This window comes from Streptomyces sp. NPDC058864, assembly GCF_042742985.1.
In the GTDB taxonomy this organism is placed as follows: domain Bacteria; phylum Actinomycetota; class Actinomycetes; order Streptomycetales; family Streptomycetaceae; genus Actinacidiphila.
In genome coordinates this window covers 1-24,249 of record NZ_JBHYMQ010000098.1, presented here as the reverse complement: position 1 = coordinate 24,249, position 24,249 = coordinate 1, and the positions used below count along the sequence as shown (strand labels likewise).

The window sequence follows — 24,249 nt, the reverse complement described above, 5'->3', positions numbered from 1 at the left end:
GTTACATTCCGAACCCGGAAGCTAAGCCTTTCAGCGCCGATGGTACTGCAGGGGGGACCCTGTGGGAGAGTAGGACGCCGCCGAACAATCTTTATACGCCCGTCGCCGGAGCCTCTTCAGAGGCCCGGCGGCGGGCTTTTTCATGCCCTGATGTAAGGTCGGGTGGAATCATCGGAGCGTACGTTCAACAGGAGGGGCCCCCGGTGGAGGTCCAGGAGACAAGGGTGCAGACGGATCGCGTCTTCACGATCCCCAACATCCTGAGCATGGCACGGCTGTTGGGCGTGCCCGTGTTCCTGTGGCTCATCCTGTGGCCCGAGTTCGGCGGTCCGAAGGTCGACGGGTGGGCGCTGCTCGTGCTCGCCCTGAGCGGTGTCAGCGACTACCTGGACGGGAAGCTCGCACGCCGCTGGAACCAGATCAGCAGCCTCGGCAGGGTGCTCGACCCGGCCGCGGACCGGCTGTACATCGTCTCCACGCTCATCGGGCTCACCTGGCGCGGGATCCTACCCTGGTGGCTGACGGCCATCCTGGTGGCCCGGGACGCCGTCATGGGCGTGATGATCCTGGTCATGCGCCGGCACGGCTGGGGTCCGCCGCAGGTCAACTTCATGGGGAAGGCCGCCACCTTCAACCTCATGTACGCCTTCCCGTTGCTGCTGCTGAGCGACGGTGACGGGTGGCTGAACACGCTCGCTGCTATTTTCGGATGGGCGTTCGCCGGATGGGGTACAACGCTGTATTGGTGGGCAGGGATCCTCTACGTGGTCCAGGTCCGCCGACTCGTCAGGGCGGACGCCACGGCCGATTGAGCCCGCGCACCCGGCAGGAGAGCCTCCTGGCCGGGTGCCCCGCGCGTGACCGGCGGTCCGGGGGACCGCGACGGTCCGCGTAAGAGAGAGCACGGGTGACGTCGGCAAGACAGTCGTCTCTTTGAGGAGGACGCTTCCGACATGAAGGCCGTCGTGATGGCCGGCGGTGAAGGCACGCGCCTTCGCCCGATGACCTCGAGCATGCCCAAGCCGCTGCTGCCGGTCGTGAATCAGCCGATCATGCAGCACGTGCTCAAGCTGCTCAAGCGGCACGGTCTGACCGAGACCGTGGTGACCGTGCAGTTCCTCGCCTCGCTCGTCAAGAACTACTTCGGCGACGGTGAGGAACTCGGCATGGACCTCACCTACGCGAACGAGGAGAAGCCACTCGGCACCGCCGGCAGCGTCAAGAACGCCGAGGACGCACTGAAGGACGATTCGTTCCTGGTGATCTCGGGTGACGCCCTGACCGATTTCGACCTCACCGAGCTGATCAACTTCCACAAGGAGAAGGGCGCGCTGGTCACGGTCTGCCTGACCCGGGTGCCCAACCCCCTGGAGTTCGGGATCACCATCGTCGACGAGGAGGGCAAGGTCGAGCGCTTCCTCGAGAAGCCGACCTGGGGCCAGGTCTTCTCCGACACCGTGAACACCGGCATCTACGTGATGGAGCCCGAGGTCTTCGACTACGTCGAGCCCGACGTCTCCGTGGACTGGTCCGGTGACGTCTTCCCGCAGCTGATGAAGGAAGGCAAGCCCGTCTACGGCTTCATCGCCGAGGGCTACTGGGAGGACGTCGGCACCCACGAGAGCTACATCAAGGCGCAGGCCGACGTGCTCGAGGGCAAGGTCGACGTCGACATCGAGGGCTTCGAGATCTCGCCCGGTGTCTGGGTCGCCGAGGGCGCCGAGGTGCACCCGGACGCGACGCTGCGCGGTCCCCTCTACGTCGGTGACTACGCCAAGGTCGAGGCCGGGGCCGAACTCCGCGAGCACACGGTGATCGGCTCCAACGTCGTCGTGAAGTCCGGTGCCTTCCTGCACAAGGCCGTCGTCCACGACAACGTCTACATCGGGCCCCAGACCAACCTCCGCGGCTGCGTCATCGGCAAGAACACCGACGTCATGCGCGCCGCGCGGATCGACGACGGGGCGGTCATCGGCGACGAGTGCCTGATCGGCGAGGAGTCGATCATCGCGGGCGACGTCCGGGTCTACCCGTTCAAGACCATCGAGGCCGGCGCCTTCGTGAACACCTCGGTCATCTGGGAGTCCAGGGGCCAGGCGAACCTCTTCGGCGCGCGGGGCGTCTCCGGCATCCTGAACGTGGAGATCACCCCGGAGCTCGCCGTGCGCCTCGCGGGGGCGTACGCGACGACGCTCAAGAAGGGCGCCACCGTCACCACCGCCCGTGACCACTCCCGTGGTGCCCGTGCCCTCAAGCGCGCGGTGATCTCGGCGCTCCAGGCCAGCGCGATCGACGTGCGCGACCTGGAGAACGTGCCGATGCCCGTGGCGCGGCAGCAGACCGCGCGCGGCAGCGCCGGCGGCATCATGATCCGGACGAGCCCCGGCATCCCCGACTCGGTCGACATCATGTTCTTCGACGAGCGCGGCGCCGACCTGTCGGCGGCCGGGCAGCGCAAGCTGGACCGCGTCTTCGCGCGCCAGGAGTACCGCCGTGCGTTCCCCGGTGAGATCGGCGACCTGAACTTCCCGGCGAGCGTCTTCGACTCCTACACCGGCGCGCTGCTGCGGGCCGTGGACACCTCGGGCATCGCCGAGGCCGGGCTGAAGGTCGTGGTCGACGCCGCGAACGGCAGCGCGGGCCTCGTCCTGCCGAGCCTGCTCGGCCGGCTCGGGGTGGACTCGCTGACGATCAACCCCGGTCTCAACGAGGCCCGGCCGACCGAGACCGCGGACGGCCGGCGGGCCGGCCTGGTCCGGCTCGGGGAGATCGTGGCGTCCTCGCGCGCCGCCTTCGGCGTGCGCTTCGACCCGGTGGGCGAGCGGCTGTCGCTGGTGGACGAGCGCGGCAAGATCATCGAGGACGACCGGGCCCTGCTGGTCCTGCTCGACCTGGTCGCCGCCGAGCGCCGCAGCGGCCGGGTGGCGCTCCCGGTGACGACGACCCGCATCGCCGAGCAGGTCGCGGCCTACCACGGCACGCAGGTGGAGTGGACGACGACCTCGCCCGACGACCTCACCCGGGTCGGCAGGCAGGACTCGACCATCTTCGGCGGTGACGGCAAGGGCGGCCTCATCGTCCCGGAGTTCAGCAGCGTCTTCGACGGCGCGGCGGCCTTCGTGCGGCTGATCGGCCTGGTGGCCCGTACGCAGCTCACCCTGAGCCAGATCGACGCTCGTATCCCGCGCGCCCACGTCCTCAAGCGGGACCTGGCGACGCCGTGGGCGGTCAAGGGCCTGGTCATGCGCCGGGTGGTCGAGGAGGCGGGCGACCGGAGCGTCGACACCACCGACGGCGTGCGCGTGGTCGAGGCGGACGGCCGCTGGGTGATGGTGCTGCCCGACCCGGCCGAGGCGGTCACCCACCTGTGGGCGGAAGGCCCGGACGACGCCTCCGCGCAGGCACTGCTCGACGAGTGGTCGGGGATCGTGGACAGCGCGGGCCGCTGATCCCGCTCCGGCAACGGCAACGGCTCACGGGCCCCTCCCGACGCGACGAACGGCGCGTCGGGAGGGGCCCGTTCGAGGTAGGTGCCGGGGACGTGCGACGATGTGCGGCATGTCGCAGCAGCACCCCGATCGGAGCAGCGCCCCTGGGAGGGCCGTGACCCGGCGCCCGGACGCCTCCATGTCGCTGCTGACCAACGTCATGGAGCACAGCCTCGACGACGGGTACGCCGAAGCCACCGCACGCCGGGGCGCGACGGGTACGTCCCGGCTGCCCGGAACGCTGCGGGGCCGGCTGGTGCTCGCGCTGGGCCTGGTGCTGGCCGCTGTGGTGGTCACCATAGGCGCGGTGCAGACGCAGGTGGCGGCCCCCACGCTGGCCAAGGAGCGGCAGAAGCTCATCGACCGCATCCAGTCCGAGACTCGTAACGCCGACGAGCTGCAGAAGAACGTGGACGGGCTGCGCGACGACGTGGCGGCCAGGCAGCGGCAGGCGCTCAAGGAGCAGGACGGCGACGCGGAGCGCGTGGCGCTGCTCGCCGGTGCGACACCGGTCACGGGGCCGGGGATCGAGCTGGAGGTCAACGACGCCAAGGAGGCCTCGTCGGGCGGCGGCAACGATCCGCGCACGACCAGTGACTTCTCGGACACCGGGCGCGTCCGCGACCGGGACATGCAGCGCGTCGTCAACGGCCTGTGGGCGTCGGGGGCGGAGGCCATCTCCATCAACGGGCAGCGGCTGACGTCGTTGTCGGCCATCCGTGCGGCGGGTGACGCCATACTGGTCGACAACCGGCCGCTGGTACCGCCCTACACGGTCCTGGCGATCGGGGACCCGCAGAAGCTGAGCACGTCCTTCCTGGACAGTGCGGACGGGCAGTATCTGCACGTCCTGCAGGAGAACTACGGGATCCGTACGCGCGTCTCCGAGAAGGAGAAGCTCGAACTGCCCGCGGCTCCGAGCCTGATCATCCGCTCAGCGACCCCGGTCCCGTCGACCGGGCCGTCGTCGGGCGCATCCGGAAATGGGAAGGGTACGAATTGATCGCCGTACTGGGCCTGATCGTTGGAGTGGTGGTGGGCCTGGTGGTCCGCCCCGTGGTACCGACGGTGGTCGAGCCCTACCTCCCGATCGCCGTGGTCGCCGCGCTCGACGCCGTCTTCGGCGGTCTGCGGGCCATGCTGGACGGGATCTTCGACGACAAGGTCTTCGTGGTCTCCTTCCTCTCCAACGTCGTCGTGGCCGCGCTGATCGTCTTCCTGGGCGACAAGCTGGGGGTGGGTGCGCAGCTCTCGACGGGTGTGGTCGTCGTCCTCGGCATCCGCATCTTCTCCAACGCCGCGGCGATCCGCCGCCATGTCTTCCGGGCGTGACAGCACGATGAGCGACGAGAACGACCAGACGCCGGAGCGACCGGAGGCGCCGCGCCCCGGCACTCCGGGCGAGCCCGCGGAGCCGCGCAGGCCGGCGGAGCGTGCCGAGCCCGAGCGTCCCGCGGTGCGCCCGGCGCTGCCCGCTCCCGCACCGCTGCCGTCCGCCGAGCCGGAGCAGGCGCGGTCCTCCGCGCAGGGTCCGCAGCAGTCACCGCCGGACGCGGGGGAACCCGAGGGCGCGGGCGCGGCACCCGCCGCGACCGGCCGGCAGCGCCTCAAGGCGGGGTTGTGGCCGCCGCGGGTGTCCCGGGCCCAGTTGATCGTCGCGCTGCTGCTGTTCGTGCTCGGTCTCGGCCTGGCCATCCAGGTCCGCTCGACCAGCGACACCAGCGCGCTGCGCGGCGCCCGCCAGGAGGACCTGGTGCGCATCCTGGACGAACTGGACAACCGCTCGCAGCGGCTGGGCGACGAGCGGCGGCGTCTGGAGGAGCAGCGCACGGAGCTGGAGAACAGCTCCGACCAGGCCGAGGAGGCTCGCAAGCAGACCGAGCAGAAGGCCCAGCAGCTCGGGGTGCTGGCCGGTACGGTCGCCGTCGAGGGTCCCGGGATCACGCTGACCATCAACGATCCAGAGGACGCGGTCGAGGCCGACATGCTGCTCGACGCGCTCCAGGAGCTGCGGGCCGCGGGAGCGGAGGCGATCCAGATCAACGACGTGCGGGTCGTGGCCGACACGTACTTCACCCAGGGTTCGGGCGGTGTGCAGATCGACGGGCGCAAGGTGGACGCGCCCTACCGCTTCAAGGTCATCGGTAATCCACAGGATCTTGAACCCGCCCTGAACATCCCCGGCGGCGTGGTACAGACTTTGGAGAAGGAGCAGGCCACAGCGGACGTGACGCGATCGGAGAAGATCGTCGTCGACGCCTTGCGGCCGTCGGAGCAGCCTGACTACGCTCAGTCGTCGACCCGGTGATGCGGGGGCGAGTGGGGTATGCGGGGGAGGGCAGCAGAATGCGGGGGGTCGCCGCACCGCTGGGGTGGCGCGTGAGAGAAACTGTGTGTTCGTCGTGACTGAGGGTTCGTCCTGCCCCACGGGCGGGTCTGTGTCGTTCAAGGGGAATCGCCCGTGAAGTTGTTCGGTAAGTGGTTCGGCAAGAGTTCGCGTCCGGCTGATGACAGCCCCACGGCCCGCCATCGCGCGCCGCGGCACGCGCAGGGGGAGGGACCGGGCGAGGAGCGCCCGCTGTTCCGTGACGAGGCCGCTGCTCCGGGTGGTGACATTTCGGGCGGTCCTGGTGCGGTTTCTGTTGACCCTGCGGCTGCGGGGCGCATAGGTTTCCAGCAACCATCAGCCTCTAGCACGGGTGGAGGGTCCTTGCCGGTCTGTACGCGGTGCGGGTTCCAGAACGCGGAAGCGAGCCGCTTCTGCTCCAACTGCGGCGCGCCGCTGCGTGCCGGAGTGCCGTCCGAGCGTGCCTCCGAGACCACGTCCACGATCTCCATCTCCGGGATCGAGGCGTACGAGGCCGAGGCGACGGGACAGACCACCCTTCCGGCGCTGTCCCCGGAGGCCCAGGCCGCGGTCGACGCGCTGCCCCCGGGCTCCGCGCTGCTGGTGGTGCGCCGTGGTCCCAACTCGGGGAGCCGCTTCCTCCTGGACGGCGAGCTGACGACGGCCGGCCGCCACCCGGAGAGCGATATCTTCCTGGACGACGTCACCGTCTCGCGGCGTCACGTGGAGTTCCGGCGTCAGCAGGACGGTTCCTTCACGGTCGCCGACGTCGGCAGCCTCAACGGCACCTACGTCAACCGGGAGCGGATCGACTCGGTGACCTTGTCCAGTGGCGACGAGGTGCAGATCGGCAAGTACCGACTGGTCTTCTACGCGAGCCAGTGGGGCGCCTGACCCCCGCGAGGGAAGGTTCATGCTTCGTACACCGTCGGGCGGTGCCGGAAACGGCACCGCCACCGCGGACGACCGGCTGCTGAGCATCGGAGCGGTGCTCAACGAGTTGCGGGAGGAGTTCCCCGAGGTCACCATCTCCAAGATCCGCTTCCTGGAGGCGGAGGGGCTGGTGGAGCCGCAACGCACCCCGTCGGGGTACCGGAAGTTCACCGTCCGGGACGTGGAACGGCTCGGGCACGTGCTGCGCATGCAGCGCGACCACTATCTTCCGCTCAAAGTGATCCGCGAGCACCTCGATGCCCTCGACCGGGGCGAACCGCTGCCGCTGCCCGCCCCGGCCTCCGGGGAGTCCCGGGAACTGCTCGAGGTCGGCACGGTGGAGCGGGAAGCGCCCGCGACGCTGCGCATCGGCCGGGAGGAACTGCTGGCCGCCACGGGCGCCGAGCCGGGCGTACTCGCCCAGTGGGAGGCGTACGGCCTGGTGGAGGCCGGTGCCGACGGCGACTATGACGCCGAAACGGTGAACATCGCCAAGATCGTGGCCGATCTGGGCCGTTTCGGGCTCGAACCGCGCCATCTGCGTGCGGTGAAGGCGGCGGCCGACCGTGAGGCGGGTCTGGTGGAGCAGGTGGTCGCGCCACTGCGCAGGCACCGCAATCCGCAGACCAGGACGCACGCGGAGGCCACCGCGCGGGAGCTGGCGGCGCTGTCGGTGCGACTGCACGCGGCGCTGGTGCAGTCCGCGCTCAGGGTGCGGCTCTTCTGAGCCGACATGGCCAGGACACGCCCGGTCGGGGACCGGCCGGGCCGGTCCCGACTACCCAAACCTGCCGGGCACGGCCTAGGGTTGCTGTGTGAACGAGCTCGACGTCGTGGGTGTCCGGGTCGAAATGCCCTCCAACCAGCCGATTGTGCTCCTGCGGGAAGTGGGAGGCGACCGCTACCTGCCCATCTGGATCGGGCCGGGGGAGGCCACCGCCATCGCCTTCGCGCAACAGGGCATGACGCCCGCGCGGCCGCTGACCCATGATCTGTTCAAGGACGTGCTCGAGGCCGTCGGCCAGACGCTGACCGAGGTCCGGATCACCGACCTGCGCGACGGCGTCTTCTACGCCGAGCTGGTGTTCGCCAGCGGCGTGGAGGTGAGCGCCCGTCCCTCGGATGCCATAGCGCTCGCGCTGCGCACGGGAACGCCCATCTACGGGAGCGACGGCGTGCTGGACGACGCCGGCATCGCCATTCCGGACGAGCAGGAGGACGAGGTCGAGAAGTTCCGCGAGTTCCTCGACCAGATCTCGCCCGAGGACTTCGGCACCAGCAGTCAATGAGGGCCCGCCGGAACCATTCGTCCAGCCTTACCCCCACCTGGGACACGGGAAACCACCTCTGGGGTTGATATCACTCGGCGTGCCGAGCGTGGCGATCGTTGACGCACCCGGAGTGACTGCCTACCGTCGAGAAGGAAAGTCCCGATGGCACGTGCGCGTGCCCTGAGGGGTGCGAAGGGACGGGAGGTCGGCGTGAGAAGCACCGGCGACGGTACGGCCTTCGGCGGCCCGTATCCGATGCGCGGGGCCTTGGCCCGCAACGCCGCGACGCCCCCCGGAGGGGGTTCGGGCGACACCTCGGGACAACTGCCGGAGGAGGCCGGCGAGAAGGTCGGCTACCGCGGCCCCACCGCCTGCGCGGCCACCGGCATCACCTACCGCCAGCTGGACTACTGGGCGCGCACCGGGCTCGTGGAGCCCAGCATCCGGCCCGCCTACGGCTCGGGGACGCAGCGGCTGTACAGCTTCCGGGACGTCGTGGTCCTCAAGATCGTCAAGCGGCTCCTCGACACGGGCGTGTCCCTGCAGAACATCCGCACCGCCGTGCAGCACCTGCGGTCCAGCGCGCCCGCCGAGCTCACCCGCATGACGCTCATGAGCGACGGTGCGACGGTGTACGAGTGCACCTCCCCGGACGAGGTCGTCGATCTCCTCCAGGGCGGTCAGGGGATCTTCGGGATCGCGGTGGGCGTGGTGTGGCGGGACGTCGAGGGGGCCCTGTCACAGCTGCACTCCGAGCGGGTCGACACCGGGGAGACCCTGGTCGGCCACAACCCGGGCGACGAGCTGGCACGGCGTCGCAACCGCGCGGGCTGAACCGGGCCGAACGGCCGCTCCCCACCCGTCCGCCGTACACGCGTACGGCGGATGTCGGACCCGTGGTGCACCATCGGTGACTGTGAGAAGCGCGCCGACCATCCTCCATCTGGACATGGACGCGTTCTTCGCCGCCGTCGAGCAGGCCGCGAAGCCGAGTCTGCGGGGGAAGCCGGTCGTCGTGGGGGGTATCGGGCCGCGCGGCGTGGTGGCGACCGCGTCGTACGAGGCCCGGGTGCACGGGGTGCACTCGGCGATGGCGATGGCGCACGCCCGCCGGCTGTGCCCGAACGCCGCCTACCTGGTGCCGCGCTTCGCCGTGTACCGGCAGATCAGCGACGTCGTCATGGAGCTGCTGTCGCGGCTGTCGCCGCTGGTCGAACCGCTCAGTCTGGACGAGGCCTTCGTCGACCTGGAGGCGGGCGGCATCGGTGACGACCCGCGCGCGGTGGGGCAGCGGCTGCGGGCGGACATCCGAGCGGTGACGGGGCTCACCGGCTCGGTGGGACTCGCGGGCTCCAAGCTGCTCGCCAAGATCGCCTCGGAGCAGGCCAAGCCGGACGGGCTGGTGGTCATCGAGCCGGGTACCGAACGTGAGCTGCTGGCCCCCATGCAGGTGCGCGCGCTGCCCGGCGTGGGGCCCGCCACGGCCGAGCACCTGCGGCGGGCGGGCATCCTCACGGTCGGCGAGGTGGTGGAGGCGGGGGAGGCCGAGCTGGTACGGCTGCTCGGCAAGGCGCACGGCGCCCATGTGCACGGGATGGCCCTGGGGGTCGACGAGCGGCCCGTGGTCGCCGACCGCGAGAGCAAGTCGGTCTCGGTCGAGGACACCTTCGACGTCGACCTCACCGACCGGGTGCGGGTCCGGCTCGAGGTGGACCGGCTGGCCGACCGCTGCGTGCGCAGACTGCGCTCGGCGGGCCGTTCGGGCCGCACGGTGGTGCTGAAGGTGCGGCGGTACGACTTCACGACGCTGACCCGTTCGGAGACGCTGCGGGCCCCGACCGACGACCTGGCGGTCGTTCGGGAGACCGCGGCGCGGCTGCTGGAGGCCGTCGACATCACGGGCGGCGTCCGGTTGCTCGGCGTCGGTGTCGCGGGGCTGGCCGACTTCACGCAGGAGGACCTGTTCGCCCAGGCGGCGGAGCGGGAGGGGGAGGCGGCAGGCGAGGAGCCCGGCCCGTCCGAGGCGGCACCGGAGCGGTCCGGGGAGGAGATCCGGGAACCGGGGCCGGCGGAGCGGCGCTGGGTGCCGGGCCAGGACGTACGGCACACCGAGTACGGCGCCGGGTGGGTGCAGGGCAGCGGGGTCGGGAGGGTCACCGTCCGCTTCGAGGAGCCCGGCTCGGCCGTGCCGGGGCGGGTGCGCACCTTCGCGTTGACCGACCCGGAGCTGGAGCCGTCCGAGCCGCTCCCGCTGGTGTTACCGGGCCCGCCGGGGCCGCCGCGTCAGCTGTCGCCGGCGAGCGTGCCGAAGTCGCGGTCCGGCGGGGGCTCCGGCACCGGGCCGGAGAGCGAGGGCCCGCTCATGCCGTAGTGGTGGTAGAGCTGGAGCTCCTGCTCGGGCGAGAGGTGCCGGCCCACGCCGAAGTCCGGGGCGTCCTTGATCAGTGCCTTGTCGAACGGGACGCGCAGCTCTTCCCCCGTGAACTCGCTCGGTTCCAGCGGCACGAACGCGTCCCGGCTGAAGAGACCGGTGCGCACCGCCGCCCACTCGGGCTCCCCGGTGGCGTCGTCGAGGTACACCTCGTCCACCGTGCCGATCTTCATCCCGTTGCGGTCGAAGGCCCTGCGTCCGATGAGGCTGCGCGGATCGATCCCGGTCTGCACGGTCCCTCCAACTGGTCGCGATTAATCCTATTTAGGCACGAAAGGTGGCGGCTGTCACATGACCCGGTACCGGAGCGCGCTGGTACGCTGACAGCGGCTGCTGACCCCTTGCGGGAGAGTCCTGGCGACGCGGGGAACCGCCCGCCGGGCGCCGAAGGAGCAAACCCTCCCCGGAATCTCTCAGGCATCCGTACCGCATGGGCGAGGTCACTCTGGAAAGCAGGAAAGGGCGGCACACCCCGTGCGCGGCCCCTTCCTCACCGACGGTGAAAGCCGCCCCGGCACGTGCGGGGCGGTGAAGCTCTCAGGTTCAGATGACAGAGGGGGAGGCCGTGTCGCGCCAGACCAGGAGGCCTCCGCAGATGACCGCCAACCGCATCCCACTCTCCGAGCTGGAGCGCGGCATCCCCTTCGAGCAGCGCCACATCGGGCCCGACGCCGGCGCGCAGGCCAAGATGCTCGCGCAGGTCGGCTACGGCTCGCTGGACGAGCTGACCGCCGCCGCCGTCCCGGACACCATCAAGAGCGCCGAGGCGCTCGGCCTGTCCGGTGCCCGCACCGAGCCCGAGGTCCTCGCCGAACTGCGCTCGCTCGCCGACCGCAACCAGGTGCTGCGGCCCATGATCGGCCTCGGCTACCACGGCACCTTCACCCCGCCGGTCATCCTGCGCAACGTCATGGAGAACCCCGCCTGGTACACGGCGTACACGCCGTACCAGCCGGAGATCTCCCAGGGCCGCCTGGAGGCCCTGCTGAACTTCCAGACGGTCGTCGCCGACCTGACCGGGCTGCCCACCTCCGGTGCCTCGCTGCTCGACGAGGGCACGGCCGCCGCCGAGGCGATGGCCCTGGCCCGCCGCGTCGGCAAGGTCAAGGACGGCGTCTTCCTGATCGACGCCGACGCCTTCCCGCAGACCGTCGCCGTGATCGAGACCCGTGCCGAGCCCACCGGTGTCGAGGTCGTCGTCGCCGACCTCAGTGAGGGCATCCCCGCGGAGATCGCCGAGCGCGGGGTCTTCGGCGTGCTGCTGCAGTACCCGGGCGCCTCGGGCGCCGTGCGCGACCTCAAGCCGGTCGTCGAGCAGGCCCACGGGCTCGGTGCCGTCGTCACCGTCGCCGCCGACCTGCTGGCCCTGACCGTGCTCACCTCCCCGGGCGAGCTCGGCGCCGACATCGCGGTCGGCACCACCCAGCGCTTCGGCGTTCCCATGGGCTTCGGCGGTCCGCACGCCGGTTACATGGCCGTCCGCGACACCTACGCCCGCAGCCTGCCGGGCCGCCTGGTCGGCGTCTCCGTCGACGCCGACGGCAACAAGGCCTACCGCCTGGCGCTGCAGACCCGCGAGCAGCACATCCGCCGCGAGAAGGCCACCAGCAACATCTGCACCGCGCAGGTGCTGCTGGCCGTCATGGCCGGCATGTACGCGGTCTACCACGGCCCCGACGGCCTGGCCCAGATCGCCCGCCGCACCCACCGCTACGCCGCGGTCCTCGCCGAGGGCCTGCGCGCCGGCGGCGTCGAGGTGACCACCGGCGCCTTCTTCGACACCGTCACCGCCCGCGTGCCCGGCCGGGCCGCCGAGGTCGTGGCCGCCGCCCGCGAGGCCGGGGTCAACCTGCGCCAGGCCGACGCCGACCTGGTCGGCATCGCCTGCGACGAGACCACCGGCCGCGCCGACCTCGACGCGGTCTGGGGCGCCTTCGGTGTCACCGGTGACGTCGAGGCCCTGGACGCGGCCACCGAGGACGCGCTGCCCACCGGACTGATCCGCGAGGTGGACTACCTGACCCACCCGGTCTTCCACCAGCACCGCTCCGAGACCGCGATGCTGCGCTACCTGCGCCGCCTCGCCGACCGCGACTACGCGCTGGACCGCGGCATGATCCCGCTGGGCTCCTGCACCATGAAGCTCAACGCGACCACCGAGATGGAGCCGGTCACCTGGCCCGAGTTCGGCGCGCTGCACCCCTTCGCGCCGGCCGACCAGGCCGAGGGCTACCTGACCCTGATCCACGAGCTGGAGGACCGCCTCGCCGAGGTCACCGGCTACGACAAGGTCAGCCTCCAGCCGAACGCCGGCTCCCAGGGCGAGCTCGCCGGCCTGCTGGCGGTCCGCGCCTACCACCGCGCCAACGGCGACGCCCAGCGCACGGTCTGCCTCATCCCGTCCTCCGCGCACGGCACCAACGCCGCCAGCGCCGTGATGGCCGGCATGAAGGTCGTCGTCGTGAAGACCGCCGGAGACGGCGAGGTCGACGTCGAGGACCTGCGCGCCAAGATCGAGCAGCACCGCGACGAGCTCGCCGTGCTCATGGTCACCTACCCCTCCACGCACGGGGTCTTCGAGGAGCACATCGGAGACATCTGCGCCGCGGTGCACGACGCGGGCGGCCAGGTCTACGTGGACGGCGCGAACCTCAACGCCCTGGTGGGCCTGGCGAAGCCGGGCCACTTCGGCGGCGACGTGTCGCACCTGAACCTGCACAAGACCTTCTGCATCCCGCACGGCGGCGGCGGCCCCGGCGTCGGCCCGGTGGCGGTCCGCGCGCACCTCGCCCCGTACCTGCCCAACCACCCGCTCCAGCCGGCCGCCGGCCCGGAGACGGGCGTCGGCCCGATCTCGGCCGCGCCGTGGGGTTCGGCCGGCATCCTGCCGATCTCGTGGGCGTACGTGCGGCTCATGGGCGGCGAGGGCCTCAAGCGCGCCACCCAGGTGGCGGTGCTGAGCGCGAACTACATCGCCAAGCGCCTGGAGCCGCACTTCCCGGTGCTCTACACCGGGCCGGGCGGGCTCGTCGCGCACGAGTGCATCATCGACCTGCGCCCGCTGACCAAGGAGACGGGCGTGACGGTCGACGACGTCGCCAAGCGCCTGATCGACTACGGCTTCCACGCGCCGACGATGTCGTTCCCGGTTGCCGGGACGCTGATGATCGAGCCGACGGAGAGCGAGAACCTCGCGGAGCTGGACCGCTTCTGCGACACGATGATCGCGATCCGCGCCGAGATCGAGCGGGTCGGCTCGGGGGAGTGGCCCAAGGAGGACAACCCGCTGCGCAACGCCCCGCACACCGCGGCGGCCCTGGGCGGCGACTGGGAGCACGCGTACTCCCGTGAGGAGGCGGTCTTCCCCGCCGGTGTGTCGGCCGCGGACAAGTACTGGCCGCCGGTCCGCCGCATCGACGGTGCCTTCGGCGACCGCAACCTCGTCTGCTCCTGCCCCCCGCTGGACGAGTACGACGCGTAAGGGCGGTTGACGCGCAAGGGTCGGCCCCGCTGCTGCAGCGGGGTCGGCCCTGTGTCGTTCCCGGCCCGGTCAGGCCGCCGTGACGATGTGCCCGCTGCCGAGCGGTCGGTGCGGGGCGATGATCTGGCCGTCGGGGAGGAGTTCGCCGGTGTCCTCGAAGAGGAGGACGCCGTTGCACAGCAGGCTCCACCCCTGCTCGGGGTGGCTGGCCATGATGTGGGCGGCCTCGCGGTCGGGGCTGCCGGCGGACGGACACTGCGGCTGGTGCGGGCACATGGACGACGTCTTTCGCTGCGAGTGGTGTGAAGTACGGCTGCCTTGGGTAGGAACCTCAGTCATGCCGCTCCCCCGTTCAGTCGGTCGGTCCCAGTGTTGCTCTACTGAGGGATTTCCGCAGGGATTTCGCGTGAGCTGTCCTCGTTAGTTGGGGACGCATTCACTCTCGCGGGCGGTTGCCCGGACAATGCAACGCCTCCGTGACCGGACGGTCACGGAGGCGTGCGGGGTCGCCCCAGCCGGGAGCCTCAGGCGGTGGTGCCGAGCAGTGGTGGCGGAGCCAGGCGCAGGGTCAGTACCGGCACCAGGTCGGAGAGCCGGTGCATGCGGTGCGCGGCGATCCCCGGCGGCGCCGGCGCCAGCGGGACCAGCAGGTCCGAGGGGGCCGGCTGCGCCGTGCCCGCGTCGGCCGTGACGTCCCCGTGCAGCCACAGCGTCAGCATGTAGAGCCCCGGTACGGAGAGCAGGTGCGGCTGGTAGGGGGTGGTGAGCGCGTCGGCCTGGCGCAGCGCGCGCTCGGTGGAGGCCAGGTAAGGGCCCTCGCAGAAGTGCGAGAACGCCCAGCCGTCCGGGGTGTCCACGGTCTCGCCCGCGGCGGCCACCTTCTCGCCCGTGCGGATGTGGAAGCGCCAGCCGGTCAGCCGCGCCCGGGGCAGTCCTCCCGGTTCGGTGATCACGGGGTCGAGGACGTGCAGGGGGAGCGGGTGCTCGGCGACCAGCGGCCCCGTGGCGTTGCGCAGCGAGGGGGTGCGGGCCTCGCGGACGGCGGTGGGGGAGCTCAGGGCGGCGAGAACGCTCCGCAGGGCGGGAGCGGGGGCTGGGGCTACCTGCAGCGGCATGGTGGGCGGCCTCTCATGAGGAGACACGGGGGGTGCTCGGCGGGGTGCGGACAGCACTGTCAGCGGTGGAGCTGATGGAACTGCGGCAGGCCGGGACAGCCCGGATCCGTGAGGCGCGTGGGGGCGGCGACGAACGGAATCAGCGTGGGCATGCGGATCCCTTCCCGTGGCCGGTGCGTCGCGGGCGCGCGGCGGGTCGCGGAGGCTCTGCCTGTGAACGAAGGATATACGAGGAGTGTTCGCGCAGTGTTTCATCTAGCCGTCAGCGATATTACGGGCAAGGCGGTTCCAGGTCACCCTGGGCGCGTATTAGATCCCCGATTGCACCGTCGGCCACGCCGTGAACTGCGCTTTCCGTGTTACTGCGGATGGCTGAATCTCGTCGGTGTTTTTCACGAGAGGGCCGCCGCCGGCATGTGAATTCCGTACATGCCCGCGGAATGTGCCGCGAGACGGTGCTCGTGGCCAGCTTAGCGGTTCCGGGGCGGCGCCGGGGGCCTTATCGATCTCAGGGCTGGGCATGATGTGATCACGGCCCACTCGAGGAAGGACCTCCGATGGGGGAAAAGGTCGTGGCCACGGGGTTCGACCTGGCCGACCGCCAGCGGTTCCGCAGGAAGCTGAAGCAGTGCCTGCTGGGGTTGGAGCGACTGCTGGAGGAGAAGAGGTTCGACCGTCCCCGCAATCTGATGGGGCTGGAGATCGAACTCAATCTCACCGACCGCGACGGGCTGCCGCGCATGATGAACGAGGAGGTCCTCGAGCGCATCGCGAGCCGTGATTTCCAGACCGAGCTCGCGCAGTTCAACATTGAAGTGAACATCGCCCCGCACCGGCTTTCCGGCCGGGTCCTCGACCGGCTCGCCGAAGAGTTGCGCATGGGCCTGGGATATGCCGAGGGAAAGGCCCGCGAGGTCGGCGCCCGCATCGTGATGGTCGGAATCCTGCCCACCCTCGGCGCGCAGGACCTGGTCGGTGCCAACCTCTCCCGCGCCGACCGCTACATGCTGCTCAACGACCGCATCCTGGCCGCCCGCGGCGAGCACATCACCCTGGACATATCGGGGGTGGAGCGGCTGACCTCCGTCTCCGGCTCGATCGCCCCGGAGGCCGCGTGCACCTCGATGCAGATGCACCTCCAGGTCACCCCCGCGCGCTTCGCCGCGGTGTGGAACGCCGCGCAGGCCGTGGCCGGTCCCCAGGTCGCCCTCGGCGCCAACTCCCCGTTCCTGTTCGGCCGCGAGCTGTGGCGGGAGACCCGGCCCACGCTCTTCCAGCAGGCCACCGACACCCGCCCCGAGGAGCACCGCGCCCAGGGCGTACGGCCGCTGACCTGGTTCGGCGAGCGCTGGATCGACTCCGCTTACGACCTCTTCGCCGAGAACGTGCGCTACTTCCCCTCCCTGCTGCCCATCTGCGAGGACGAGGACCCGCTGCACGTCCTCGACGAGGGCGGGGTGCCGCAGCTGAAGGAACTCACGCTGCACAACGGCACGATCTACCGCTGGAACCGGCCGGTGTACGCGGTCGTCGACGGCGTGCCCCACCTGCGGGTGGAGAACCGGGTGATGCCCGCCGGTCCCACCGTCGCCGACGTGCTCGCCAACACGGCCTTCTACTACGGGCTCGTCCGCTCCCTCGCCGAGGCGTCGCGCCCGGTGTGGAGCCGGCTGCCGTTCGCGGCCGCCGCCGCGAACTTCGACGCCGCGTGCCGGTACGGCATCGACGCGGTGTTCACCTGGCCGCGGCCGGGGCGCGGCAACGGGCTGGTGGAGATCGGGGCCGTCGAACTCGTCCTGGACGAACTGCTGCCGATGGCCGCCGCAGGACTCGACGCGTGGGGGATCGACCCGGTGGACCGGGACCACTACCTCGGCATCATCGAGGGCCGCTGCCGCAACCGCATGAACGGCGCCGAGTGGCAGGCCGTCGCCTTCCACCAGGAGCTGGACCGCGGACTGGACCGCCAGCGTGCGCTGGCCGCGATGACCCTGCGCTACTGCGAGCTGATGCACACCGGGGCCCCCGTGCACGAGTGGCCGCGGGAGCGCTGAGCCGCCGCCCGTGCCATCGGGCCGATGAGGCAGGATGGCGCGGGTGGAGGAATCTGTGGACAGGAATTCGGTGGAGCCGGGCGGGTCCGGTGCCGGTGCGGCGGAGCGGCTCGCCCCGCGCACGCTGCGCAGCGAGACCCTCCTGGTGCTCGCGCTGTCGCTCGGTGCGAGCGCGCTCTCGGCGCTGATCAGCTTCATCGGGTCGCTGACCAAGCCCGGCGGGCTCAAGGACCAGGCGGCCACCCTCGTCGGCTCGCAGGCGCCGGGCCGTCCGTGGCTCGACCTGTCCTGGCAGCTGTTCGGCGTCGCCACCGCCCTCGTCCCCGTCGCGCTCGTCGCCCACCTGCTGGCCCGCGAGGGCACGGGCATGCCCGCCATCGGTTTCGACCTGCGCCGGCCGCGGACCGACGTACTGCGCGGTGCCGCGCTGGCCGCGGCCATCGGCGGCACCGGTCTGCTGTTCTACCTGGGCGCGCGCGCCTCCGGGTTCAACCTGACGGTCGTTCCGGAGTCGCTGCCCGACGTCTGGTGGAAGATCCCCGTGCTGATCGCCTCCGCGATCCAGAACGCCGTGCTCGAGGAGGTCGTCGTCGTCGGCTACCTGCTGCGCAGGCTCGGCCAGTTGGGCTGGACGCCGGTCGGCGCGCTGGTGGCCAGCAGTGTGCTGCGCGGCTCGTACCACCTCTACCAGGGCATCGGCGGACTCATCGGGAACATGGCGATGGGCGTCGTGTTCGTGCTGCTCTACCGGCGCTGGGGCCGCGTGGGGCCGCTGGTGGCGGCCCACGCGCTCATCGACATCGTGGCCTTCGTGGGTTACGCGCTGCTCGCCGGGAAGGTCGGCTGGCTGCCGACCGCCTGAGGCCGCCTTACGGGTGGGCGTGCAGCTCGCCGTCGATCACGGTGACGGCGCGACCGCTGAGCCGTACGCGGTCGCCGCCGAGCGCCGTGCGCACCAGGCCCGAACGCGCGGAGGCCTGCAGCCCGGTGAGCTCGTCGCGGCCCAGGCGCCGCGACCAGAACGGAGCCAGGGCGGTGTGGGCGCTGCCGGTGACCGGGTCCTCGTCGATGCCGACGGCGGGGAAGAAGCCGCGCGAGACGAAGTCGTAGCCGCTGGACGCCGGGGACTCGGCGGCCGCGGTCACGATGAGACCGCGCTTGGAGGGCAGCGCGGCGACGGCGGCGATGTCGGGCGTGAGCGACCGCACGGTCTTCTCGTCGACGACCTCCACCAGCAGGTCTCCCACGTCGTCCCCGGTCTCGTACACCGACAGCACGTCGGCGCCGATCGCGGCGGAGATCTCTCCCGTGACGACGACCGAGGTCAGCGGGGCCACCGGGAAGTCCATGGTGATGGTGCCGTCTTCGCCGGCGGCCGTGGTGAGGACGCCGCAGCGGGCACTGAACCGCACCGGGCCACGGGCGGTGCCCGTGCTGTGCAGGATGTGCGCGGTGGCGAGGGTGGCGTGCCCGCACATGTTCACCTCGGCCCTGGGGGTGAACCAGCGCAGGGCCCAGTCCGCGTCCTGGGCACCGGGCGTGGGATGGGCGAACGCGGTCTCGGAGAGGTTGACCTCCGCGGCCACCCGCTGGAGCCAGCCGTCCTCGGGGAAGCTGTCCGCGTCCAGCAGCAGCACGCCCGCGGGATTGCCGGCGAAGGGGCGGTCGGTGAAGGCGTCGACGATACGGATCCGCATGCCGGGAGCCTACGGAGGTCCGGACGCGACCGGCCAGGGCCAATCGAGGGGTGGTGGCCCGCGGCAGGGGTGCCGTGGCCGGTTCCGCGCCCCAACGGGGCCCGGGTCCTGCCCACTTGGGACGGGGGATGCGGCAGCGGCCGGGGTTTCCCGGCTGCGCCGTCAGGAGGGCGGCGCGTCGTCGAGCATCGGACGGACCAGGTCGGCGTGCGCGGCCGGCACCGCCCGGCAGCCCGCGCGTTCCGGCGCGAAGGCGGTGCTGGAACGGCCGGGGGAACGCTGACGGGACGGTGCCCGGTCGCCGTGGGGCGATCGGGCACCGTCCCGTCGTCATGCGTCAGGCCGTGTCTGCCGGCGGGGCCGGCGGAGGTGTCAGCAGGGTCCCGAAGACCATGTCGAAGAAGTCCTCGAAGGCCTCGCCCGACCGGCCGGAGCGCGCGGTGATCAGCGTGCCCTCCCAGGCGTTGAGCACGAACCGTGCCGTCCGCCCGGTGTCGAGGTCCGCCCGCAGCTCGCCGGCCTGCTGTGCCTCGGCGAGCGTGCCGGCGATCAGCGAGGCCCATACGCCGAGGGACGCGCGGACACCCGCGCGGATCGTCTCACTGTGGTCGGCGATCTCGGCGCCGAAGTTGCCGAACATGCAGCCCCGGGTGAAGTCCGCGTCCACGGTCTCGTCCCGCAGGAGCTCGAAGTGCGCGCGCAACCGTGTCAGCGGGGCGGTGCCCGGTTCCGCCAGCTCGTGCGTCCGCCGGTCCGCGCCGTAGCGGTCGAGTGCGACGAGGGCCAGCGACTCCTTGCTGTCGAAGTGGTTGTAGAACGACCCCTTCGGCACTCCGGCCGCGTCCGTGATGTCCTTCACGCCCGCGGCGTTGTACCCCTTCGCGTGGAACTGCGCGACCGCCGCGTCGACGATCGCCTCGCGCATGCTCTGCCGGGCCATGGCGCCACCTCCTCCGCACCGCAATATGGCCGGTCGTCTCCCGCCTGTCAAAAATACACCCGGCAGGGCACGCCCCGCCGGGTCAGGCAGCGGTGTCCAGCACGACCCGGAAGCGGGCCTTCCCGGACATCATGTGCGCGTAGGCCTCGGGTGCCTGCGACAGGGGCATCGTCTCGATCATCGCGCGGACACCGGAGCGCGAGCTGAACTCGAGGTTGTCCTCGTTGTCGATCGCGGAGCCGGTCAGGAGGCCGCTGATGGCGCGCGAACCGAAGATCAGGTCGGGCGTGGCCACGGAGATCGGGTCCATGGAGGCGCCGACCACGACCATGTGCCCGTGCGGGGCGAGCCCGGGAACGAGCGGGGTCATCGACGTGCCGCTGGCCGCCGTGGCGATGACGGCGTCCGCGCCGCCCAGCGCGCGGAGTTCGGCGCCGGGGTCCTGCGCCGAACTGTCGATGTAGTGGCTCGCGCCGAGTTCGAGGGCGAGCCTCTCCTTCTCCTGGCCGCGGGCGATGGCCGCCACGCGGTAGCCGAGGCGGGCGGCGTACTGCAGGCCCAGGTGGCCGAGGCCGCCGATGCCCTGGATCGCCACGAGACCGCCGGGGCGGACGTCCAGCCGGCGCAGGGCGCTGAACATGGTGAGGCCGGCGCAGAGCAGCGGGGCGGCGAGGGTGGGAGGGAGCTCGTCCGGCACCCGGACCAGGCCGCTGCTGCGGGCGATCAGCACCTCGGCGTAACCGCCGTCGGTGGTGGTGCCGATCTGCTGCTGGGCGGTGCAGTTGACGAAGTCACCGCGGCGGCAGGGCGTGCACTCGCCGCAGTGGCCGCCCAGGAAGCCCACACCGACCCGGTCGCCGACGCGCCAGGCGGTCACGCCCTCGCCGACGGCGTCGATGACGCCGACGACCTCGTGGCCGGGGACGACCGGCTGCGACGGGTCGGCCCGCATGCCCTCCACGGCGAGCGCGTCGGAGTGGCAGACGCCGCAGCTCTCCACCTTCAGCCGGACGTGCCCCGCGGGCGGGGCGACGATCTCGCGGGTGACGAGTTCGAAGTTGCGGGCGCCTGTGACCTCGAATGCGCGGTACGTGGACATGGTTCTCCTCGACGGGTCGACCGATGGGTTTCGGGGTGGCCGGGTCGGGCGCCGCGGCAATGACGGCGGTACCGGGCCGCGGCGCAGGCCGCACGCGTCGCGCCGGAGCGACGGGCGACCTGCACCGGAGAACCAATATGACCGGTCGTCTCAAATGCGTCAAGCGCCGTCCGCCGAGCCCGGCGATGCTCCGGTCGTGACGGCGCCGGCCCGCTCCGACGGTGGTCGGGGCGGGCCGGCGTGATGGGTCGGGGGTGGGGGCGGGGCGGTCAGACGACCTGGGCGAAACAGGCGACGCTCACCGCTGCCGCGAGCACCATCAGGGACGCCGCGAGGAGCGGCTTGGGGACACGCACGGGGGAAACCTCCGTCTCCTCGGCCGGTGGGGCCGGCCGGGTCACAGGCAGTAGCGGACGAGCCACTCGTCGGCGGTGTACACGTTCCTGGCCGGATCGGGTGCCGTGGCCGGGCTCTCCTGGACCATCTGGTCGGGCCGGATGCGCTCCGGCAGCCTGCCGAACCGGGCCTGGCGGGCCGCCGCGGCGGCGTCGGGGGTCTTCTGTTGCGTGGGCTGCATCGCGTCGTCTCCTCCGCGGGCGGTTGTCGTTCCCGTTGACGATGTCCTCCTCGTCGTCACCTGTCAAGGGGGTGATTTGCCTCACGGGCCGCAGGGCGGCGGGCGTTGATGGCGACGCGTCACCTGTTTGACAGGTGACGGCGGGTTCTGTCACAGTCGTCACCATCCGGGCAGGTGATATGCCGGACCGGGTTGTCCCCGGACGCGCGAGAAAGGCTTGATCGTGACCGAGACGAACTGCACGGCCGTCGTCACCGGCACCGGAGAGGGCCGCGACGGAGGCCGGGCCGCGTCGGACGACGGGCTTCTCGACCTCACGCTCGCCGTCCCGAAGGAGTTCGGCGGCGACGGCGGGGCGACCAGCCCGGAGCAGCCGCTCGCCGCGGGGTGGGCCTCCCGCTTCCCGGGCGCGGTGAAGATCGCGGCCGCGGAGCGCAGGGTGCGCGTACGGGACGTGGCCGTCGTCGCCGAGGTCACCCTCCACCGCCGGCACGAGCAGGGGGACCACAGCCTCGGCGCCGTGCTCACCCTCGAGGCGGGCGGTGTGGACCAGCGAACCGCCGGCCAACTCGCCACGGGCGCCCACCGGGTCCGTCCCTCCTCCAAGGCGCTCGCCGTCCCGGTGACCGTCGAGGCCACCGCCGCCTGAGGCCGTGCCCGCCGCCGCGCACCGCGGTGGCACCGTCCGTTCGCGTCGTGCCGGGGCTCCGGGCCCCCGCACGACGCCGTTCCCCCCGGGGCCGTCCGTGAGAGCCCCGTCCGGAGGTCGTCTTGCTCACGCTGCTGCTCATCGGGCTGGTCGGCGGATTCGTCACCGCCGTCTCCCCGTGCGTGCTCCCCGTCCTGCCCCTGGTCTTCCTCTCGGGCGGGGTCCCGGCGTCCCGGCAGGGCGCGGAACCGGCGCGCAGGAGCCGGCCGTACGCGGTGATGGCCGGACTGGTCGTCAGCTTCAGCCTCATCACGCTGTTCGGCACCCTTGTGCTCGGAGCCCTGCCGGTGCCGCCGGACATCCTGCGGTGGGCGGGACTCGGGGTGCTGCTCCTGCTCGGTGTGGCCATGATGTTCCCCGCCGTGCAGGACCTGCTGGAGCGTCCGTTCGCGCGGATCGGGCAGCGGCGCGTCGGGGGCGGCCGCGGCGGTTTCCTGCTGGGACTCGTGCTCGGGACGGTGTACGTGCCCTGCGCCGGTCCCGTCCTCGCCGCGATCGCCGTCGCCGGCGCGACCCACCGGATCGGCCCGGGGACGGTCGTGCTCGCCGTCGCCTTCGCCGTCGGCACGGCGGTGCCGCTGCTCTTCTTCGCGCTGGCCGGCCGGAGGGTGGGCGAGCGGGTGCGCGCGTTCCGCGAACGGCAGCGCGGGGTGCGGTTCGCCGCCGGACTGACCTTCGTCGTGCTCGCCTTCGGCCTCACCTTCAACCTCACCGACGTGGTGCAGCGTGCCGTCCCCGACTACACCGCACGCGTCAACGACGCGATCGCCGGCCCCGGCCTCCCCGGCGGGCACGGCTCCTCAGGCCCACGGGAGTTGAGTTCCTGCGCGGCGGAACCCGCGTCCGTCCTCCAGGACTGCGGGCCGGCGCCGGAGCTCTCGGGGATCCAGCAGTGGCTCAACACCCCTGGGAACGCCCCGCTGACGAAGGAGTCGCTGGTCGGCAAGGTCGTCCTCGTCGACTTCTGGGCCTACTCCTGCATCAACTGCCAGCGCGCCATCGAGCACGTCGACGCCTGGTACGAGCACTACCGGTCCGACGGCCTCGTGGTGATCGGCGTCCACACCCCCGAGTACGCCTTCGAGCGCGACCCCGGCAACGTCAAGGCCGGCGCCCGGCGGCTCGGCGTCGACTACCCGGTGGCCCTGGACAACGCCTACAAGACCTGGGACAACTTCGGCAACCAGGCCTGGCCCACGCAGTACCTGATCGACGCCCGCGGCAGGGTCAGGCACGTCGCGGTAGGCGAGGGCGGTTACGGCGGCACCGAGTCGCTGATCCGGCGACTGCTCGCCGACGCCCGACCGGGCGCCGCCCTGCCGCCCCCCACGGACGTGCCCGACGACACGCCGACCGACCAGCGGCAGACACCCGAGATCCCGCTGGGGGCGGGTCGCAGCGCCGCCGTGGTGAACGGGCCCGTGACCACGGGCACCGGCGAGTTCGCCGGCCCGGAGGCGCTCCTTCCCGGCCAGGCCGCCCTGACCGGGACCTGGCAGGCCGGCGAGGAGGCGGTCACCAGCGGGCGGAACGCCGGCATCACCCTGGACTTCTTCGCCCGCGACGTCTACCTCGACGTCGGCGGCACCGGAACCGTCACCGCGACCCTGGACGGGCGGACCACCACCTTCCCCGTCTCCGGAGCCCCCGGCATCCGCCGTGTGGTGAGCGGGAGTTCGTCCCGCCAGGGCGTCCTGACACTGAAGCTCTCGCCCGGGCTCAGCGCCTACTCCTTCACCTTCGGCTGACCGGCAGGCCGTTGACCGGCCGTACCTCCTGCCCGCCCCCGTCCGCCCCGCGGCCGGGGGCGGGCGCCGTCGCGACGGAGATTCGTGCGCCCGGGGGAAGGGCGGCGGAAGGCACGGTGCAGGGGTGGTCCGGCGGGTCCTCGTGGCCCGGATCCGCGACGGCGCCGCGCACACCGGAAAGCCGCCTGCACCGTGTGCGGACGGTACGGCACGGCGTGCGTGACCTCCGTCGCCGGGCGCGCCGCGGCCTCAGGCGCCCGTACGGGACGGCGGGAGGGCGGGAGGGCCCCGGAGGATGTCCCCGCACCGCGTGCGCACAAGGGAACGGGGCGGATCGAGGGCACGGCACCTGTTGGTGC

The 24,249-nt window shown here is 71.8% G+C and carries 23 protein-coding genes, 1 rRNA gene and 2 riboswitches; of the genes, 16 read left to right on the top strand and 8 right to left on the bottom strand.

The features are described from left to right. The 11 genes from rrf to ACFW3D_RS38890 form a co-directional block, all read left to right on the top strand. Positions 1-86, top strand: a 5S ribosomal RNA gene (gene rrf, locus ACFW3D_RS38940); the annotation flags it as partial. Between the two features lie 117 nt (positions 87-203). Beyond that, positions 204-812, top strand: a complete 609-nt coding sequence (gene clsA / locus ACFW3D_RS38935; RefSeq protein ID WP_450400533.1) for a cardiolipin synthase ClsA — start codon at positions 204-206, stop codon at positions 810-812. Between the two features lie 141 nt (positions 813-953). Further along, positions 954-3,449: a sugar phosphate nucleotidyltransferase gene (locus ACFW3D_RS38930; RefSeq protein WP_500512829.1), complete on the top strand. Its 2,496-nt coding sequence runs from the start codon at positions 954-956 to the stop codon at positions 3,447-3,449. A 100-nt stretch (positions 3,450-3,549) separates the two neighbouring features. Continuing rightward, positions 3,550-4,491, top strand: a complete 942-nt coding sequence (locus ACFW3D_RS38925) for a DUF881 domain-containing protein (RefSeq protein WP_500512827.1) — start codon at positions 3,550-3,552, stop codon at positions 4,489-4,491. Further along, complete coding sequence (locus ACFW3D_RS38920) at positions 4,488-4,820, top strand: small basic family protein (protein WP_003984969.1); 333 nt, start codon at positions 4,488-4,490, stop codon at positions 4,818-4,820. The genes ACFW3D_RS38925 and ACFW3D_RS38920 overlap by 4 nt, the downstream gene beginning before the upstream one ends. A 7-nt stretch (positions 4,821-4,827) precedes the next feature. Next, positions 4,828-5,796, top strand: coding sequence for a DUF881 domain-containing protein (locus ACFW3D_RS38915; protein ID WP_500512825.1), 969 nt, complete (start codon positions 4,828-4,830; stop codon positions 5,794-5,796). Positions 5,797-5,907: 111 nt separating this feature from the next. Beyond that, positions 5,908-6,729, top strand: a complete 822-nt coding sequence (locus ACFW3D_RS38910; protein WP_500512831.1) for an FHA domain-containing protein — start codon at positions 5,908-5,910, stop codon at positions 6,727-6,729. Positions 6,730-6,748: 19 nt separating this feature from the next. Beyond that, positions 6,749-7,495, top strand: coding sequence for a transcriptional regulator FtsR (gene ftsR / locus ACFW3D_RS38905; RefSeq protein ID WP_500512823.1), 747 nt, complete (start codon positions 6,749-6,751; stop codon positions 7,493-7,495). An 88-nt stretch (positions 7,496-7,583) separates the two neighbouring features. After that, positions 7,584-8,057, top strand: coding sequence for a bifunctional nuclease family protein (locus tag ACFW3D_RS38900; protein WP_018558705.1), 474 nt, complete (start codon positions 7,584-7,586; stop codon positions 8,055-8,057). 192 nt (positions 8,058-8,249) lie between these two features. Then, positions 8,250-8,873, top strand: a complete 624-nt coding sequence (locus ACFW3D_RS38895) for a MerR family transcriptional regulator (RefSeq protein WP_500512821.1) — start codon at positions 8,250-8,252, stop codon at positions 8,871-8,873. 82 nt (positions 8,874-8,955) lie between these two features. Beyond that, complete coding sequence (locus ACFW3D_RS38890; RefSeq protein ID WP_500512819.1) at positions 8,956-10,410, top strand: DNA polymerase IV; 1,455 nt, start codon at positions 8,956-8,958, stop codon at positions 10,408-10,410. Here the strand turns inward: ACFW3D_RS38890 and ACFW3D_RS38885 are convergent. Continuing rightward, positions 10,323-10,703, bottom strand: coding sequence for a PRC-barrel domain-containing protein (locus ACFW3D_RS38885; RefSeq protein ID WP_018558702.1), 381 nt, complete (start codon positions 10,701-10,703; stop codon positions 10,323-10,325). The two genes, ACFW3D_RS38890 and ACFW3D_RS38885, sit on opposite strands and share 88 nt — an antisense overlap. A 101-nt stretch (positions 10,704-10,804) precedes the next feature. Then, positions 10,805-10,909, top strand: a riboswitch (glycine riboswitch). A gap of 4 nt (positions 10,910-10,913) precedes the next feature. Further along, a riboswitch (glycine riboswitch) is annotated at positions 10,914-11,026 on the top strand. A gap of 39 nt (positions 11,027-11,065) precedes the next feature. Here ACFW3D_RS38885 and gcvP point away from each other — a divergent pair. Next, positions 11,066-13,951: an aminomethyl-transferring glycine dehydrogenase gene (gene gcvP, locus ACFW3D_RS38880; protein ID WP_500512817.1), complete on the top strand. Its 2,886-nt coding sequence runs from the start codon at positions 11,066-11,068 to the stop codon at positions 13,949-13,951. Between the two features lie 69 nt (positions 13,952-14,020). Here gcvP and ACFW3D_RS38875 read toward each other — a convergent pair whose 3' ends face one another. Together ACFW3D_RS38875 and ACFW3D_RS38870 are read right to left on the bottom strand one after the other, a co-directional pair. Beyond that, entirely contained in the window at positions 14,021-14,227 is a 207-nt protein-coding gene (locus tag ACFW3D_RS38875; RefSeq protein WP_500512815.1) for a DUF5999 family protein, read from the bottom strand. Positions 14,228-14,475: 248 nt separating this feature from the next. Then, entirely contained in the window at positions 14,476-15,066 is a 591-nt protein-coding gene (locus ACFW3D_RS38870) for a hypothetical protein (protein ID WP_500512813.1), read from the bottom strand. 557 nt (positions 15,067-15,623) lie between these two features. Here ACFW3D_RS38870 and ACFW3D_RS38865 point away from each other — a divergent pair. Then, positions 15,624-17,120: a glutamate-cysteine ligase family protein gene (locus ACFW3D_RS38865; RefSeq protein ID WP_500512811.1), complete on the top strand. Its 1,497-nt coding sequence runs from the start codon at positions 15,624-15,626 to the stop codon at positions 17,118-17,120. Between the two features lie 34 nt (positions 17,121-17,154). Then, positions 17,155-17,982 carry a CPBP family intramembrane glutamic endopeptidase gene (locus ACFW3D_RS38860; protein WP_500512809.1) on the top strand — a complete coding sequence of 276 codons (828 nt, stop codon included), beginning with the start codon at positions 17,155-17,157 and terminating at the stop codon, positions 17,980-17,982. A gap of 7 nt (positions 17,983-17,989) precedes the next feature. Here ACFW3D_RS38860 and ACFW3D_RS38855 read toward each other — a convergent pair whose 3' ends face one another. The 5 genes from ACFW3D_RS38855 to ACFW3D_RS38835 all read right to left on the bottom strand — a co-directional run bounded on the left by ACFW3D_RS38855 (position 17,990) and on the right by ACFW3D_RS38835 (position 21,433). Further along, complete coding sequence (locus ACFW3D_RS38855) at positions 17,990-18,817, bottom strand: PhzF family phenazine biosynthesis protein (RefSeq protein ID WP_500512807.1); 828 nt, start codon at positions 18,815-18,817, stop codon at positions 17,990-17,992. Positions 18,818-19,154: 337 nt separating this feature from the next. Then, positions 19,155-19,757: a TetR/AcrR family transcriptional regulator gene (locus ACFW3D_RS38850; protein WP_500512805.1), complete on the bottom strand. Its 603-nt coding sequence runs from the start codon at positions 19,755-19,757 to the stop codon at positions 19,155-19,157. Positions 19,758-19,839: 82 nt separating this feature from the next. Then, a complete protein-coding gene (locus ACFW3D_RS38845; RefSeq protein ID WP_500512803.1) occupies positions 19,840-20,856 on the bottom strand; it encodes an alcohol dehydrogenase catalytic domain-containing protein in 1,017 nt (338 codons plus the stop codon). Between the two features lie 269 nt (positions 20,857-21,125). After that, entirely contained in the window at positions 21,126-21,257 is a 132-nt protein-coding gene (locus ACFW3D_RS38840) for a hypothetical protein (protein WP_500512801.1), read from the bottom strand. Next, positions 21,254-21,433, bottom strand: a complete 180-nt coding sequence (locus tag ACFW3D_RS38835) for a hypothetical protein (protein ID WP_500512799.1) — start codon at positions 21,431-21,433, stop codon at positions 21,254-21,256. The genes ACFW3D_RS38840 and ACFW3D_RS38835 overlap by 4 nt, the downstream gene beginning before the upstream one ends. A 223-nt stretch (positions 21,434-21,656) precedes the next feature. Between ACFW3D_RS38835 and ACFW3D_RS38830 the strand changes: the two genes are divergently transcribed. Together ACFW3D_RS38830 and ACFW3D_RS38825 are read left to right on the top strand one after the other, a co-directional pair. Next, a complete protein-coding gene (locus tag ACFW3D_RS38830) occupies positions 21,657-22,082 on the top strand; it encodes an Ohr family peroxiredoxin (protein WP_500512797.1) in 426 nt (141 codons plus the stop codon). A gap of 122 nt (positions 22,083-22,204) precedes the next feature. After that, positions 22,205-23,890 (top strand): cytochrome c biogenesis protein DipZ, encoded by a 1,686-nt coding sequence (locus ACFW3D_RS38825; protein WP_500512795.1) that lies wholly within the window; start codon positions 22,205-22,207, stop codon positions 23,888-23,890. Positions 23,891-24,249: the final 359 nt, after the last annotated feature.

Coding starts and splice junctions, on each gene's coding strand:
- ACFW3D_RS38870 (WP_500512813.1), bottom strand. CDS start 15,066: ATGCCGCTGCAGGTAGCCCCAGCCCCCGCTCCCGCCCTGCGGAGCGTT.
- ACFW3D_RS38930 (WP_500512829.1), top strand. CDS start 954: ATGAAGGCCGTCGTGATGGCCGGCGGTGAAGGCACGCGCCTTCGCCCG.
- ACFW3D_RS38875 (WP_500512815.1), bottom strand. CDS start 14,227: ATGTGCCCGCACCAGCCGCAGTGTCCGTCCGCCGGCAGCCCCGACCGC.
- ACFW3D_RS38850 (WP_500512805.1), bottom strand. CDS start 19,757: ATGGCCCGGCAGAGCATGCGCGAGGCGATCGTCGACGCGGCGGTCGCG.
- gcvP (WP_500512817.1), top strand. CDS start 11,066: ATGACCGCCAACCGCATCCCACTCTCCGAGCTGGAGCGCGGCATCCCC.
- ftsR (WP_500512823.1), top strand. CDS start 6,749: ATGCTTCGTACACCGTCGGGCGGTGCCGGAAACGGCACCGCCACCGCG.
- ACFW3D_RS38925 (WP_500512827.1), top strand. CDS start 3,550: ATGTGCGGCATGTCGCAGCAGCACCCCGATCGGAGCAGCGCCCCTGGG.
- ACFW3D_RS38855 (WP_500512807.1), bottom strand. CDS start 18,817: ATGCGGATCCGTATCGTCGACGCCTTCACCGACCGCCCCTTCGCCGGC.
- ACFW3D_RS38915 (WP_500512825.1), top strand. CDS start 4,828: ATGAGCGACGAGAACGACCAGACGCCGGAGCGACCGGAGGCGCCGCGC.
- ACFW3D_RS38845 (WP_500512803.1), bottom strand. CDS start 20,856: ATGTCCACGTACCGCGCATTCGAGGTCACAGGCGCCCGCAACTTCGAA.
- ACFW3D_RS38835 (WP_500512799.1), bottom strand. CDS start 21,433: ATGCAGCCCACGCAACAGAAGACCCCCGACGCCGCCGCGGCGGCCCGC.
- ACFW3D_RS38860 (WP_500512809.1), top strand. CDS start 17,155: ATGGCGCGGGTGGAGGAATCTGTGGACAGGAATTCGGTGGAGCCGGGC.
- ACFW3D_RS38865 (WP_500512811.1), top strand. CDS start 15,624: ATGGGGGAAAAGGTCGTGGCCACGGGGTTCGACCTGGCCGACCGCCAG.